Annotated in this window: 15 protein-coding genes; 12 read left to right on the top strand and 3 right to left on the bottom strand. The window is 58.1% G+C overall.

Features of this window, described 5'->3' with window-relative positions; all coding sequences use genetic code 11:
* Positions 1–17: 17 nt before the first annotated feature.
* The gene (locus tag ACR0EV_RS18505) at positions 18–1,946 is read right to left on the bottom strand and encodes an elongation factor G (RefSeq protein ID WP_480801453.1); all 1,929 of its coding nucleotides are present in this window, start codon (positions 1,944–1,946) and stop codon (positions 18–20) included.
* Between the two features lie 211 nt (positions 1,947–2,157).
* Positions 2,158–3,513, bottom strand: a complete 1,356-nt coding sequence (gene hemN, locus ACR0EV_RS18500; protein ID WP_480801452.1) for an oxygen-independent coproporphyrinogen III oxidase — start codon at positions 3,511–3,513, stop codon at positions 2,158–2,160.
* A gap of 61 nt (positions 3,514–3,574) precedes the next feature.
* Here hemN and fnrL point away from each other — a divergent pair, with 61 nt between their 5' ends.
* Positions 3,575–4,318 (top strand): transcriptional regulator FnrL, encoded by a 744-nt coding sequence (fnrL, locus tag ACR0EV_RS18495; RefSeq protein WP_480801451.1) that lies wholly within the window; start codon positions 3,575–3,577, stop codon positions 4,316–4,318.
* A gap of 72 nt (positions 4,319–4,390) precedes the next feature.
* Entirely contained in the window at positions 4,391–4,645 is a 255-nt protein-coding gene (locus ACR0EV_RS18490) for a GlsB/YeaQ/YmgE family stress response membrane protein (RefSeq protein WP_480801450.1), read from the top strand.
* A 44-nt stretch (positions 4,646–4,689) separates the two neighbouring features.
* Here ACR0EV_RS18490 and ACR0EV_RS18485 read toward each other — a convergent pair whose 3' ends face one another.
* Entirely contained in the window at positions 4,690–5,529 is an 840-nt protein-coding gene (locus ACR0EV_RS18485) for a universal stress protein (RefSeq protein WP_480801449.1), read from the bottom strand.
* Positions 5,530–5,730: 201 nt separating this feature from the next.
* On the opposite strand from ACR0EV_RS18485, the gene ccoN reads away from it, so the two are divergent.
* The 10 genes from ccoN (at position 5,731) to nusG (ending at position 14,776) form a co-directional block, all read left to right on the top strand.
* Positions 5,731–7,338, top strand: a complete 1,608-nt coding sequence (ccoN, locus tag ACR0EV_RS18480) for a cytochrome-c oxidase, cbb3-type subunit I (protein ID WP_171095983.1) — start codon at positions 5,731–5,733, stop codon at positions 7,336–7,338.
* Positions 7,339–7,352: 14 nt separating this feature from the next.
* Complete coding sequence (ccoO, locus tag ACR0EV_RS18475; protein ID WP_171180111.1) at positions 7,353–8,081, top strand: cytochrome-c oxidase, cbb3-type subunit II; 729 nt, start codon at positions 7,353–7,355, stop codon at positions 8,079–8,081.
* 10 nt (positions 8,082–8,091) lie between these two features.
* On the top strand, positions 8,092–8,277 hold the full coding sequence (locus ACR0EV_RS18470) for a cbb3-type cytochrome c oxidase subunit 3 (protein WP_480801448.1): 186 nt from the start codon (positions 8,092–8,094) through the stop codon (positions 8,275–8,277).
* Positions 8,274–9,137, top strand: a complete 864-nt coding sequence (gene ccoP / locus ACR0EV_RS18465) for a cytochrome-c oxidase, cbb3-type subunit III (RefSeq protein ID WP_480801447.1) — start codon at positions 8,274–8,276, stop codon at positions 9,135–9,137. The genes ACR0EV_RS18470 and ccoP overlap by 4 nt, the downstream gene beginning before the upstream one ends.
* A gap of 394 nt (positions 9,138–9,531) precedes the next feature.
* Entirely contained in the window at positions 9,532–10,959 is a 1,428-nt protein-coding gene (ccoG, locus tag ACR0EV_RS18460; RefSeq protein WP_480801446.1) for a cytochrome c oxidase accessory protein CcoG, read from the top strand.
* A 2-nt stretch (positions 10,960–10,961) separates the two neighbouring features.
* The gene (locus tag ACR0EV_RS18455; protein ID WP_171095992.1) at positions 10,962–11,420 is read left to right on the top strand and encodes a FixH family protein; all 459 of its coding nucleotides are present in this window, start codon (positions 10,962–10,964) and stop codon (positions 11,418–11,420) included.
* A 3-nt stretch (positions 11,421–11,423) separates the two neighbouring features.
* On the top strand, positions 11,424–13,601 hold the full coding sequence (locus tag ACR0EV_RS18450; protein WP_480801445.1) for a heavy metal translocating P-type ATPase: 2,178 nt from the start codon (positions 11,424–11,426) through the stop codon (positions 13,599–13,601).
* A 5-nt stretch (positions 13,602–13,606) separates the two neighbouring features.
* Positions 13,607–13,765: a cbb3-type cytochrome oxidase assembly protein CcoS gene (gene ccoS / locus ACR0EV_RS18445; RefSeq protein ID WP_074737762.1), complete on the top strand. Its 159-nt coding sequence runs from the start codon at positions 13,607–13,609 to the stop codon at positions 13,763–13,765.
* A 91-nt stretch (positions 13,766–13,856) separates the two neighbouring features.
* Positions 13,857–14,054, top strand: a complete 198-nt coding sequence (secE, locus tag ACR0EV_RS18440) for a preprotein translocase subunit SecE (RefSeq protein ID WP_050605011.1) — start codon at positions 13,857–13,859, stop codon at positions 14,052–14,054.
* Positions 14,055–14,242: 188 nt separating this feature from the next.
* Complete coding sequence (nusG, locus tag ACR0EV_RS18435; RefSeq protein ID WP_171096042.1) at positions 14,243–14,776, top strand: transcription termination/antitermination protein NusG; 534 nt, start codon at positions 14,243–14,245, stop codon at positions 14,774–14,776.
* The last annotated feature ends 32 nt before the right edge of the window (positions 14,777–14,808 follow it).

Raw genomic sequence — 14,808 nt, 5'->3', positions numbered from 1 at the left:
CCGCCTTCCTCAGGCCATCACGCGCTTGCCTTTTCTTTGGTCGCCGCCTTCGGCACTGGCCCGCTCAGTTCTTCGTAGTGATCAAAGGTCAGCTTGACCCATCCGGTTCCGCGCGTGGCACTGGCAAGGGTGCGGTGCAGTTCATCCTCGGTCACGGCGGGGATCTGGGCGTTGAAGATCTCCCACCCTGACGCGTTTGGGTTGCCCTCAAATCCCAGAACCTGCCCTTGCAGCGAACTGATTGTTGGCACGAGGTCGCCAACAAAATCGGAAGGCAGGTGAATCTCTGCGGTCAGAATCGGTTGCAGAACCACCGGTTTGGCCTGAGTCAGCGCTTCGCGTACCGCGTTCTTGCCTGCGGTGCGGAACGCATAGTCCGAACTGTCCACGTTGTGGTGTTTACCGTCGCTCAGGGTCACTTTGACGTCGACCACGGGAAATCCTTCGGGGCCTTGTTCCAGCGCGTCCTTGGCACCGTGTTCCACCGACGGAATATAGTTCTTGGGCACAGCGCCGCCTTTGACAACCTCTTCGAACTGGAACCCCGACCCGCGAGGCAGGGGAGCGACCGAGATCACCACATCCGCGAACTGTCCGGCCCCACCGGATTGTTTGCGATGACGATGGCGATGTTCGACGGGCGCGCGGATGGTCTCGCGATAGGCGGTTTCGACCTGATCCGCTTCTATCTCGATCCCAAAATCCTCAGCGAGCTTGGCGGTCACGCGACGCATATGTTGCGGGCCTTGCGATCCAAGGATCGAATGGCCGCTCAGTTCATCCTGTTGCAGGTGCAAGCCGGGGTCGATTTCGGCCAGACGGCTTAGCGCATTGGACAGGCGCACATCGTCCCGCTCATGCGCGGGTGAGACGATCTGACGATGTGCGACCGGATGCGAAGCCGCCCATTCCGGCAGCTCCGTCGCTGAATTGCTGTCGTAGATATAGCCGGGGTTGAGGTGATCGGATTTTACCGCAAGCCCAATCTGCCCGGCTTCCAGTGTGGAGATTTGAGTTTTGGCATCCAGCGTTGTCAGGTTTCCTACGGTTTCACCGCCCAAAGCCTCATGTGCTTGTACACCGCCTCCGAGGCCGCGCAGAACGACGATCTTTCCGATGTGTTTTTTGACATCTGCAAAACCAGCAATGGCTCGGGCACTGTCTGCAGCCTCGTCGCGTCCGGCGGCGATATCAAATTCAGGCGCTTCGTGTCGCAGTGCTTTCATCAGGCGAGTCAGCCCGTTGCCATGGCTTGCAGCCCCCAGACAAGCTGGGATCAACTGATGGTTTTGCAGGACCTGAGCGGCCAGATCATAAACCTCGTCGCTGGGCGGCTGTTTGTCTTCTATCAGCTGTTCCAACAGATGGTCGTCGAAATCCGACAGGGTTTCCAGCAACTCAGTTCGGGCTTCCTGTTCTCGGTCTTCTACGGATTGCGGCAGTTCGATCAGGGCCGAGGGCTGGCCTTCCTGATACTTCCATGCGCGCTCTGAAATCAGATCAACTGCGCCGATGATCGTGTCTCCTTCGCGGATCGGAACCTGGCGCAAGGCGATATGATGGGTGCAGTATGTTTGCAGGGCTGCGATGATATCGCGGATGCGGCCATTGGGGTTATCCATCCGGTTGATGAAAAGGAAACAGGGGATGCCCGCTTCTTCGACCAGCCGCAGGTAGGGCGCGCACAGAACGGCGGCATTCGGGTCGGGTGGCACGACCACCACGGCGGCGTCCGATATGGCCATTGCAGGCCCGACATAGGCCAGTGCATCGCCGCCGCCATCCACGTCGATCGCGCACCAGGGCTCGTCCAGGTAAGAAAAACCGTGCAAATGCACGGTTCCGGAAACATCGAATGTTGTGGGGCGCCCGTCGAGGCGGCTGATGGCCTCGACCAGGGTAGATTTGCCCGATTGGCTGGGCCCGAGGACGGTGAAGACGCGCATGAGTGTTGTCCCTCTTTCAGGTTGCAGAATGGCTGCACGAAAGGGGCATCCGCCGCTTTTGCGTCGGCAAGGACTGTCTGTATTTTGCCCGCCTCAGGGTGCAGGGCGAAACTTCACCCCACAGCACGAGTGTGGGAAAAACCGCAGGTGTGCGTCAAGCCCCCGTTGCGTTTTGTGGTCTGCGGGCCAGAAATTGCCCGCAGCAAAGAGGTCAGATTGCCGAGCTGTGCCCGGCTTTGCTCAGGTCATAAACGTCAAAACTGCGGGCGATCATCCGGGTTAGCGCGCGCGCTTCGGGCGGGATGAAAAGTCCGTCATCGGTGATCCGCAGAAGCCCGTCGAAATCGGCGTTGGCGGAGTGATACATCTCATTCAGCGCGGCGGCCGAGATGTCATGGTCGCGCAGGATTTCGGCGCTGTTGATCTGGAAATCACACATCAGCGCTTCGATCAGACGTGCGCGCAGAATGTCCTGACCTTTGAACAGATGTCCACGGGCGGTTGAAAACTGTCCGTCACGGACGGCTTTGGTATGGGCCGAGGTGGCCGAAGCGTTCTGCGCGTAGCCTTGTGGAAAGCGCGAGATCGAACTGGCCCCGACCCCGATCAGAACGTCTGCCTGATCGTCGGTGTATCCCTGGAAGTTCCGCTTCAAGCGCCCCGCGCGCAAGGCATTGGTGAGCCCGTCATCCTGTGTAGCGAAATGGTCGATGCCAATTTCGGCGTAGTTGTCCCACAGGAACAGGCGGCGGGCGGTATCGAACAGCTCGAGCCGTTGTTCCGGCGTGGGAAGCGCGTCGGACGGGATCATCTGTTGGCGCTTCGCCATCCAGGGCACATGCGCGTAGCCATACAACGCCACGCGATCCGGGCTGAGCGAAAGCAGCTTCTGCACGCTTTCGGTCATCCGGGCCTTTGTCTGATGCGGCAGGCCATAAAGGATATCTGCGTTCAGGCTGGTAATACCTCGTTCGCGGATCATGTCGATGGCGTCGCGGGTGGTGTCGTAGCTTTGAATTCGACCGATGGTTTTCTGAATTTCGTCGTCGAAATCCTGAACCCCGACCGAGGCACGGTTCATACCTGCGTCCGCCAACGCATCCAGACGGGCTTCGTCAATTTCGTTCGGGTCAATCTCGACCGAAAATTCGGCATCAGATCCCATGGGTACGATACCCAGAATATGCTGCGCCAATTCGCGCATTAGCTGCGCGTTCAGCAAGGTCGGCGTGCCACCACCCCAATGCAGACGCGACAACACCACACCCTCGGGCAGGCGGGCTGCAAGCAGGTCCAACTCGGCCTTCAGAACGTCCACATAAGCAATAACCGGGTTGTCGGTTTGAGTTCCTTGTGTCCGGCAGGCACAGAACCAACACAGCCTGCGGCAGAACGGAACATGGATGTACAAGGAAATGGCACTGCCGGGTTTGATCCCCGAAATCCAGTTGCCAAACATGTCTGCTCCCACATCATTGCTAAAGTGGGGGGCGGTGGGGTAGCTTGTGTAACGCGGTACTTTCGCGTCAAAAAGTCCAAGCTTTGCCAATTGTGGTTTCACTATCATGGCGATACCCTTATGGCACCGACAACTTGGCTGCTTTGATGGAGATCAAGTAGGAACGCGCATGACAGTAAAAGCACAGTTTGATCATTCCAATTGCGAAGACTGCCCGATTCGACACCGGGCGGTCTGCGCCCGTTGCGATGCCGATGAGCTGGAAGAGCTTGAAAGCATTAAGTATTACCGCAGCTTCGAGGCGGGACAAACGATCATCTGGTCCGGCGATCAGATGAATTTTGTAGGCTCGGTCGTGGCCGGGATCGCGTCATTGACGCAGACAATGGAAGACGGTCGAACCCAGATGGTGGGTTTGCTGCTGCCCAGTGACTTTGTCGGCCGCCCCGGGCGTGAGGCTGCGCCCTACGATGTGCAGGCGACCACGGATGTCGTCATGTGCTGCTTCCGCAAGAAGCCCTTCGAGGAATTGATGGCGACAACGCCGCATATCGCGCATCGTCTGTTGCAGATGACTCTGGACGAGCTTGACGCTGCCCGCGAATGGATGCTGGTGCTTGGACGCAAGACTGCACGGGAAAAGATCGCCAGCCTATTGTCGATCATCGCACGCAGGGATGCGTCTATCAGCCAGAAAGGTCTGGCGGGGCCAATTGTGTTTGACCTGCCGCTGACACGCGAGGCCATGGCGGACTATCTGGGTCTGACGCTTGAAACCGTCAGCCGCCAGATCTCGGCCTTGAAAAAGGACGGTGTGATCACGCTGGAAGGCAAACGCCACGTGACCATTCCAGACATGGGTCGTCTGATGGAAGAGGCCGGTGACGATTCGGACGGCGGCTTTTTGGTCTGATCCCGGTCTTTGCGCCGCAACACTGTGACCGCGATCTTTTGATTGCGGCTAGAAACAAATCAGGAGCTTAACATGGTTTTCGGCAGTGTCCTGGCAATGCTTTTCATCGGCGCAATCGCCGGGTGGCTGTCAGGCAAGATCATGGAAGGCCGCGGATTTGGCCTTGTGGGTAACATCATCGTCGGAATCGTCGGGGCGTTTTTGGCGGGTATGATTTTCCCCGCGCTTGGCTTTTCGGTGGGCGGAGGGGTCTTGTCATCGATCTTCTTCGCGACCGTGGGGGCCGTGATTTTGCTGTTCGTGATCGGCCTTATCCGCAAAGCATGAAAAAGCCGCCGTTTCGGGCGGCTTCTTTTCTTTTGAGATAATGATCAATGCGCCAGAAATACTGGAACGGAAGACTGTTCCAGCATATTGCGGGTCGCCCCGCCGAGTATGGCCTCGCGGAAGCGCGAATGCCCATAGGCGCCCATCACGATCATGTCCGATTCCGTATCTGATGCATGGCGGTTCAGAATGTCCGAAACGCGCGTCATGGTCTTGCTCAGCACGTCAATCTCGCATTTGACCCCGTGTCGGGCCAACATCTGAGACAGCATACCACCCGGATCCGACCGGTCAGGGCCGTGACGGGGTGGATCGATAACCACGATGCGGGCCAGTTCCGCCTTTTTCAGGAAGGGCAGAGCGCGCCGGATCGCACACATCGCCTCGACGCTTTCGTTCCAGGCTATCATGACATTACGCGGCGCTTTCAGGGGTGCGGCGTCATCAGGAACCACCAGAACTGGGCAATGGCCTTCGAACATAGCCGCTTCAATAATCGGCTCGGCCTCGGCCCCACGGTCTTTGCCGTAAGGATGCGGCAAGATCACCAGATCCGAAAACCGCGCCCGATGTGCAACATGACGCCCGATGTCTGCAATCTGCGCCACACCATGTTCGGCAGACCAGCGAACGCCGGACTTCCCCAGATAGTCTTGGGCAAATGTCAGCAACTCTTGCGCCTCGGCATTGGCCCGGCTGAGTGTTTCCTGAACGATCAGCGCGTTGGCACCGGCGTAGTAGTAACCGGTCTGGCTGCGATCGACACCAAGGCACAGCGCTTCGGCATGGGCATCCTGCGCATCCGCCAGCGCCACCATCTGCGCCAGTGCGGTCTGAGCTGTCTGCGTTTCGGTCATGACAGTGAGAAGGGATTTGTACGCCATTTCGACCTCTTAGTTCGGGCATATGGTCTCATGCGACCGGTTGGCCTCTTTCATCCTCAATGCGTGTCACAGAAAACGCTGAACTGTCTTGATACAGATCAAAGCAATAGCGGCTGTCGTGCTTCAGAACGGCAGCCAGTCAAATAGGTTTCGCGTGTCAAAAGAATCAATAACGCGCGGGGCACGGCAAAGGGACGCAATATGTCGAATTACATCAAGCTGATCGTGCTTGGTCTGGTCGTGGTGTTTGCCGCCATCGGATCAAATTATGCACGCGATTTGGCGTATCAGGTGCATGCGATTCTGGTGATGCTTATCGCCGGTGGATTGTTCATCTGGACGCTTCGAAACACGGAAGAGCCAGATATTCTTGTCGATCGCTCGGGCGAATACATGGATGACGTGATCCGCTACGGCGTGATCGCAACCGCCTTTTGGGGTGTGGTAGGGTTCCTGGCAGGAACCTTTATTGCGTTCCAGCTGGCGTTTCCGGTGCTCAACTTCGAGTGGGCGCAAGGGTATTTGAACTTTGGACGTTTGCGTCCGCTGCACACCTCGGCAGTGATTTTTGCATTTGGCGGTAACGCGCTGATCGCAACGTCGTTCTACGTGGTGCAGCGCACCAGCGCCGCGCGCCTGTGGGGCGGAAACCTCGCATGGTTCGTGTTCTGGGGCTATCAGCTGTTCATCGTACTTGCCGCGACCGGCTATATTCTGGGCGGTACACAGTCCAAGGAATATGCAGAGCCTGAGTGGTACGTCGACCTGTGGTTGACCGTTGTTTGGGTTGCCTATCTGGCGGTCTATCTGGGCACGATCATCAAGCGGAAAGAACCCCACATCTATGTGGCCAACTGGTTCTATCTGGCGTTCATCGTGACCGTCGCCATGCTGCACCTGGTCAACAACATGACCATTCCGGTCAGCATCTGGGGTTCGAAGTCGGTCATCGTCTGGTCGGGTGTTCAAGACGCCATGATCCAATGGTGGTACGGCCACAACGCCGTGGGCTTCTTCCTGACAGCGGGCTTCCTGGGCATGATGTACTACTTCATCCCGAAACAGGCCGAGCGTCCGGTCTTCTCGTACAAGCTGTCGATCATCCACTTCTGGGCACTGATCTTCCTGTATATCTGGGCCGGTCCGCACCACCTGCACTATACCGCGCTGCCTGACTGGGCTTCGACGCTGGGCATGGTGTTCTCGGTGATCCTGTGGATGCCGTCTTGGGGTGGTATGATCAATGGTCTAATGACCCTGTCGGGCGCATGGGACAAATTGCGCACCGACCCTGTGATCCGGATGATGGTGATCTCGGTTGGCTTCTACGGCATGTCCACCTTTGAAGGCCCGATGATGTCGATCCGCGCGGTGAACTCGCTGAGCCACTACACCGACTGGACAATTGGTCACGTGCACTCGGGCGCGCTGGGCTGGAACGGCATGATCACCTTTGGTGCGCTGTACTTCCTGGTGCCTGTCCTGTGGAAGCGCGAGCGTCTGTACTCGCTGCAGATGGTCAGCTGGCACTTCTGGCTCGCCACCATCGGCATCGTGCTTTACGCCGCGTCGATGTGGGTCACCGGTATCATGGAAGGCCTGATGTGGCGTGAAGTGGATGCCAACGGCTTCCTGGTGAACTCGTTCGCCGACACCGTGGCTGCCAAATTCCCGATGTATGTGGTGCGCGCGCTGGGCGGTGTCCTGTTCGTCGCTGGCTCGGTCATCATGTGCTACAACCTGTGGATGACTGTGCGGAAAGCGCCGGCCAAAGAGGCCAGCCTGACCGTCGCGGTCCCGGCTGAATAAGGAGGGCCGGAGCAATGGCAATTCTCGACAAACACAAGATCCTCGAGACAAACGCGACCCTCCTGCTGATCTTCAGTTTCTTGGTCGTAACCATCGGTGGCATCGTTCAGATCACCCCGTTGTTCTACCTTGAGAACACCATCGAAAAGGTGGAGGGCATGCGCCCTTACACCCCACTCGAAATGGCGGGTCGTGAGATCTATCTGCGCGAAGGCTGCTATGTCTGCCACAGCCAGATGATCCGTCCGATGCGGGATGAGGTCGAACGCTATGGCCACTATTCGCTGGCGGCTGAATCAATGTACGACCACCCGTTCCAGTGGGGTTCCAAGCGTACCGGGCCTGATCTGGCGCGTGTGGGTGGCCGCTACTCGGACGACTGGCATGTGCGCCACCTGCGCGATGCGCAGTCGGTGGTGCCGGAATCAGTGATGCCTAAATATGGCTTCCTCGAAACCCGCAAGATCGACGGCGAGTACATCGGTGACATCATGGCCGCCAACGCTTTGGTGGGCACGCCCTATACCGAAGACATGCTGGAGAACGCCGTGGCCGATTTCCGCGCGCAGGCCGATCCGGACAGCGACTATGACGGACTGCTGGAACGCTATGGCGACAAGGTCAACGTGCGCAACTTCGACGGCCAGTCTGATCTGACCGAAGCCGACGCGCTGATCGCCTATCTGCAAATGCTGGGCACGCTGGTCGATTTCTCGACCTTCACCCCGGACGCAAGCCGCTAAGGAGGGTGTGATGGAAGAATATACACTCCTACGGCAGTTCGCGGATAGCTGGATGCTGCTTGTGTTGTTCGTCTTCTTTATCGGCATCATCATCTGGGTGTTCCGCCCTGGTGCCAGCAAAGAATACAACGACACCGCCAACATCCCCTTCCGGCATCAAGATAAACCCGCCACATCCAAGGAGGCGCGGAAATGAGCAAGACACCTGAAAAACAGCCGGGTGATCCAAACACAACCGGCCATTCCTGGGATGGGATCGAGGAATTTGACAACCCGATGCCGCGCTGGTGGCTATGGACCTTCTACGCGACCATTTTCTGGGGTCTGATCTATACGATCATGTATCCGGCATGGCCGCTGGTTCAATCTGCAACAGCAGGTGTTCTGGGCTGGTCCTCGCGTGGGCTGGTTCAGCAGGAGCTGGTTTCGTTTGAAGAGGCAAACGCCCCTTGGAATGCCAAGCTGGTAGAGACACCGCTCGAGGATATCTCTAAGGACCCTGAATTGCAGCAATACGCTGTGAATTCCGGCGGTGCCGTATTCCGCACCTGGTGCGCGCAGTGTCACGGTTCCGGCGCTCAAGGCGCACCCGGTTTCCCCAACCTGCTGGACGACGCCTGGCTGTGGGGCGGTACGCTTGAAGACATCGAGTACACCGTCGCCTATGGTATCCGGAACGAAGAAAGCGACGATGCGCGCTATTCTGAAATGCCGGCCTTTGGTGAGATTCTCGAAAGTGAAGAGATCACCCAGGTTGTCCAATATGTCATGTCGCTGACCAATGCGCAGACGGACGATGCGGCGGCGCAAGCAGGCAAGGTTGTCTTTGAAGACAACTGCGCGGTCTGCCACGGCGAAAACGGCCAGGGCGACGTGTTCCAGGGCGCGCCGAACCTGACCGACGCGATCTGGCTCTATGGCGGCAGTGAAGAAGCTCTGACCGAAACAGTCACATACAGCCGCTTTGGCGTAATGCCCCCGTGGGAAAACCGCCTGACCGACGCGCAAATCCGCGCTGTGACGGCCTATGTCCACCAGTTGGGTGGTGGTCAGTAAGCCATAAGGAACACCTTCGGGCAGTTCGCTGCCCGAAGGCTGTGGCACCGGCTGTTCCATCTGTTCGCGCGTTTCCTGAACAGCCGGTGCCCACTTTTACCACTTTCTGCCAGTCTAGTTGAGTTGTCTGCAGTGACGCGTTCAGGTGCGCATAGTCTGAGGCTGCGACAATTGGTCGGTGCGTGACCTGCGACACGGCCGCTATCACAACAAACGCGACATTTTCTGCTAAATTTAGTGAAAAAGCGGGTAAAACACCTTTGCTCCGACACCCTCAGGGTCGGTTGATTTGCAAAAGATGTTTGTTCGATGCGCGTTTTGACCCATGTCAAAGTTCGCTTGCCCGTGATCTGGAACAAGTCGCCTTCAGAAGACCCATTTGTGGAGCCAGCCAGTGAGCGATTCCGATCCCGCCCCCAGCCTTTACGCCCCAAGAGAACCGATCTTTCCAAGACGTGTCTCAGGGCCGTTTCGGAACCTGAAGTGGATCATCCTGATCGTGACACTGGGCATCTACTATGTGACGCCCTGGATCCGGTGGGATCGCGGACCAAGCCTGCCGGATCAGGCAGTATTGCTGGATTTGGCGAATCGTCGGTTCTATTTTTTCTGGATCGAAATCTGGCCCCACGAATTTTACTTTGTCGCCGGTCTGCTCATCATGGCCGGTCTGGGCCTGTTCCTGTTCACTTCGGCCCTGGGGCGTGTCTGGTGTGGTTATGCCTGCCCGCAAACGGTCTGGACCGACTTGTTCATTCTGGTTGAACGTTGGATCGAAGGGGATCGAAACGCCCGTCTGCGCCTGCACCGGCAAGAAAAGCTCGATTTTCGCAAGGTCCGGCTGCGGGCCACGAAATGGACCGTCTGGTTCCTGATCGGTCTGGCAACCGGCGGGGCCTGGGTCTTCTATTTTGCAGATGCCCCGACGCTTTTGGTGGATCTGGTCACAGGCAACGCGCATCCGGTGGCATATACGACGATGCTGATCCTGACCGGCACCACGTTCTTCTTTGGCGGTTTCGCCCGCGAACAGATCTGTATCTACGCCTGCCCCTGGCCACGCATTCAGGCGGCGATGATGGACGAAGATACGCTTGTTGTCGGCTACCGTGAGTGGCGCGGCGAGCCACGGGGAAAAGGCAAGCGGACTGTGGATTCCGAGTTGGGGGATTGCATCGACTGCATGGCCTGCGTGAACGTCTGCCCGGTTGGGATCGACATTCGCGATGGTCAGCAGCTGGAATGTATCACCTGCGCTCTCTGTATTGATGCCTGTGATGACATGATGGCCAAGATCGGTAAGCCGCGAGGGCTGATCGATTATATGGCCCTCAGTGATGAAACGCGCGAGCGGTCGGGGCAGCCGCCGAAAAGTGTATGGACGCATATATTCCGCGCCCGCACAATCCTATACACGGCCCTGTGGTCGCTGGTTGGTTTTGCGTTGCTGTTCGCTTTGTTCATCCGCTCGGATATAGACCTGACCGTTGCTCCGGTTCGCAACCCGACATTTGTGACCCTGTCAGATGGCACAATTCGCAACACCTATGACGTGCGGCTGCGCAACAAGCATGGCGAAGATCGTTTGTTCACTCTGTCTCTGACCGGGGATCCGGCAATGCGGCTGGAAATCGAAGGCACGAACCTGCACACTGTGAATGTTCCGGCAGATACGGCACAATTGACCCGTGTGTACATCATCTCGTCGCGCGACTCGGGCCCAGCCGGAGCGGATACAACGCCGGTCCGCATCTGGGTCGAGGACCTGAGCAGCGGTGAGCGGGCCTATAAGGACACCACGTTTAACGGACGGGGGAACTGATCATGGCAGAACGGAAATTCACCGGAAAACACGCTTTGGCGGTATTCATCGGCGCTTTTGGCGTAATCATCACCGTAAACCTTGTGCTGGCCTACAGCGCGGTCAAAACCTTCCCGGGGCTTGAGGTCAAAAACTCGTACGTGGCCAGTCAGGAGTTCAACGAACGTCTGAAAGAGCAACAGGCTCTGGGGTGGACCGTTCGGGCCGAAACCAAGGGCGGGCTGCTGATCCTGCACATCACCGACGAAAGCGGTGCGCCGGTTCAGGTCAGCGAGTTGCAGGCTGTTGTGGGCCGCGCGACCCATGTGCGCGAGGATTTCGTGCCGGATTTCACCTTTGACGGCACAGCCTACGCCACGCCCGCTACGTTGGGCGAGGGCAACTGGAACATTCGTCTGGTGGCCCGGGACAGTGATGGCGCCGAGTTTTCGCAGCGCGTTCCGTTGTATGTGAAGGGATAAGCGATGACCGTGCAGCTTTCTTCCGGCACCGCAGCCTGTCCGGGCTGCCTTGCGGCCCCGGCGGAACCTGCCCGGCCGATTCCCGAGGATGTGCAGATAGCCCTGTCTTTGCCGGGTATTCACTGCTCGGCCTGTATTGCAACGGTTGAGCGGGAATTGAACGCGCATCCCGGCGTCGAAGATGCACGTGTGAACCTGACCCTGAAGCGCGCGATGATCAAAGCAGCGCCTGAAACGCGCGCTGTCGATCTGATCCCTGTACTTGAGAAAGCCGGTTTTGAAGCGCACGAGCTTGATCCTGGTGCCCTGTCGGCCACTCAGACCGACAAGGCAGGGCGTGACTTGCTGATGCGCCTGGCGGTTGCCGGGTTTGCCTCCATGAACGTCATGCTGTTGTCGGTTTCGGTCTGGTCCGGGGCCACTGACGCCACGCGGGACATGTTCCACTGGATCTCTGCCGCGATTGCTCTGCCTGCCATCGCGTTTTCGGCCCAGCCCTTTTTTGCAAACGCCTGGAACGCTTTGCGAGTGCGTCGGTTGAATATGGATGTGCCCATTGTACTGGCGATCCTGTTGGCGCTGATCACATCGCTTTGGGAAACCGCGCTGAGTGGCGAGCACGCCTATTTCGATGCGGCCCTTACTCTCACCTTCTTCCTGCTGGCGGGACGTTATCTGGATTACCGCACCCGTGCCGCAGCCCGATCCGCCGCCGAAGAACTAACCGCGCTTGAGGTTCCGCGCGCGATCCGTTTGGTGAATGGCGTAGAACATGAAATCGCAGTTGCTGATCTGAAAGTTGGCGATTTGATCCTTGTGCGTCCGGGCGGTCGGATGCCTGTGGATGGTGAGATCGTGTCTGGCCAGTCTGAACTCGACCGCTCGCTACTGACCGGGGAAACGGTGCCTGTATTTGCCGAAATCGGCCAGTTGGTCAGTGCGGGTGAGGTCAACCTGACCGGTCCTTTGACGTTGCGCGCAACAGCAGTGGGCGAGGATACGTCGCTGCACCGCATGGCGGATCTGGTGGCCATCGCTGAATCCGGTCGTTCGCGCTATACCTCTTTGGCTGACAAGGCGGCCAAGCTTTATGCGCCGGGCGTTCACATCCTATCAGCGCTCAGCTTTGTGGGCTGGTACATTTACTCGGGCGATATCCGCACAGCGCTGAACATTGCGGCGGCGGTTCTGATTATCACCTGCCCTTGTGCCCTGGGTCTGGCTGTTCCAGCGGTGACAACGGCGGCGTCGGGCCGGTTGTTCCGCAAAGGCATGTTGATCAAGCACGCAACCGCGCTGGAACGTCTGTCCGAGGCTGACACAGTGGTGTTCGACAAAACCGGCACTCTGACATCCGGCGCGCCGGAACTGGTCAATCTTGGGGATCATCCCCGCGCAAAAGTCGAAGTTGCTCTGGCTCTGGCCGAGGCATCAGCACACCCCCTGTCCGTGGCTTTGGCAAAAGCCGCCCGTGAGGCCGGGATCAAACCAGCCAACGTGCGGGGTGTTGTTGAGGTTCCAGGATACGGCACCGAAGGTGAATACCGTGGTCAACGCGTGCGTTTGGGCCGGGCTGCTTGGGTCGGGGCAGAGCAGGGCAGCGAAACCTCAGCCTGGCTGGCGATTGGCGATCATATGCCTGTGGCGTTCCGGTTCTCGGACGCTTTGCGCCCGGGCGCGGCCCAGGCGGTCGACGCGCTACGTGCTTCGGGCAAGCATGTGGTTCTGATGTCCGGCGACTCGCAGGGGGCTGTACGCGCACTGGCTGAAAAGCTGGGCATCAACGATTGGATTGCCGAGGCTTTGCCGCAGGACAAGGCGCAGCGCATTCAGAACCTCAGCGATCAGGGTCATCACGTCCTTATGGTGGGCGACGGGTTGAACGACACGGCAGCCTTGGCGGCCGCACATGTTTCGATCTCACCGGCATCGGCGCTGGATGCTGCACGGGTGGCGTCGGACATTGTGTTGTTGGGCAATGACCTGAGCCCCATCGCGGATGCGTGTGACACGGCGGTCAAGGCGACAAAACGCATTCGCGAAAACTTCCGCATCGCGACCGTCTACAACGTGATTGCCGTTCCTTTGGCGGTGATTGGACTTGCAACTCCATTGATCGCGGCTTTGGCGATGTCGACCTCGTCGATCACCGTGTCGCTCAATGCCCTTCGGCTGAGGTAAACCGGATGGAAGTTCTTGCCTATCTAATCCCGATTTCTTTGTTGTTGGGTGGCGTTGGACTGGTCGCCTTTATCTACACCGTTCGTTCAAACCAGTACGAAGACCCCGAAGGCGATGCGCGCCGGATCCTCAGCGATGAGTGGGACGACAAACCCAAACCCTGACCGCATTGGGCAGAGTTGATCCAACTGCCCTTGAAATTGCCGCAATGCCCGGTTATGTCCGGGCCATCCGCTAGCAGAGAGAACACGCCAAATGGCCACCACCAACCCGATTCAGTTCATTCAGCAAGTCCGTGCCGAAGTGTCCAAGGTCGTCTGGCCGACCCGGCGTGAGGTGCTGTTGACCACGGTTATGGTTTTCATCATGGCGGCGCTTACGGCTGTATTCTTTGCGTTGGTTGATCTGGGCATCCGGGGTGGTCTTCAGCTGATCCTGGGCGCGTTCAGCTAAGCGCCGAAACGCTGTAGCCCCCTTGCACTGCGGGCAATGTCAGAGTAGTTGACGCAGGACTATTCGGAATGGGCGTGTGGCGATTCGGGCTGCGCGCCGCTTTTTATTCCGGATGACGTGATAAGATTTCAATGACGGGCGTATCCGGTAAATCCGATGCCCCGAAGACAGACAAGGACGACAGGTTCATGGCGAAACGGTGGTACTCGGTCAGCGTTCTTTCGAATTTCGAAAAGAAGATCGCAGAACAGATCCGCACGTCGGTGGTTGAGCAGGGCCTTGAAGACGATATCGACGAAGTACTGGTGCCCACCGAAGAGGTGATCGAAGTGCGCCGCGGCAAGAAGGTCACAACCGAGCGCCGCTTTATGCCCGGCTACGTGCTGGTGCATATGGAAATGTCGGATCAAGGCTATCACCTGATCAACTCGATCAACCGCGTCACCGGTTTCCTTGGCCCGCAGGGTCGCCCGATGCCGATGCGCGATGCCGAAGTGAACCAGATCCTCAACCGCGTTCAGGAAGGCGAAGAAGCGCCGAAACTGATGATCACCTTCGAGGTGGGCGAAAAGGTCAAGGTCAACGACGGCCCCTTCGAGGATTTCGACGGTATGGTCGAAGGCGTGGACGACGAAGCCCAGAAGTTGAAAGTTTCGGTTTCGATCTTTGGTCGCGAGACGCCGGTCGAACTGGACTTTACACAGGTTACAAAGCAGAGCTAATTGCTCTTCACATGTATTTAACGCCGCGGTGC

Source organism: Ruegeria sp. CF8 (genome assembly GCF_056537285.1).
This window is presented reverse-complemented; position numbering and strand designations above follow the sequence as displayed.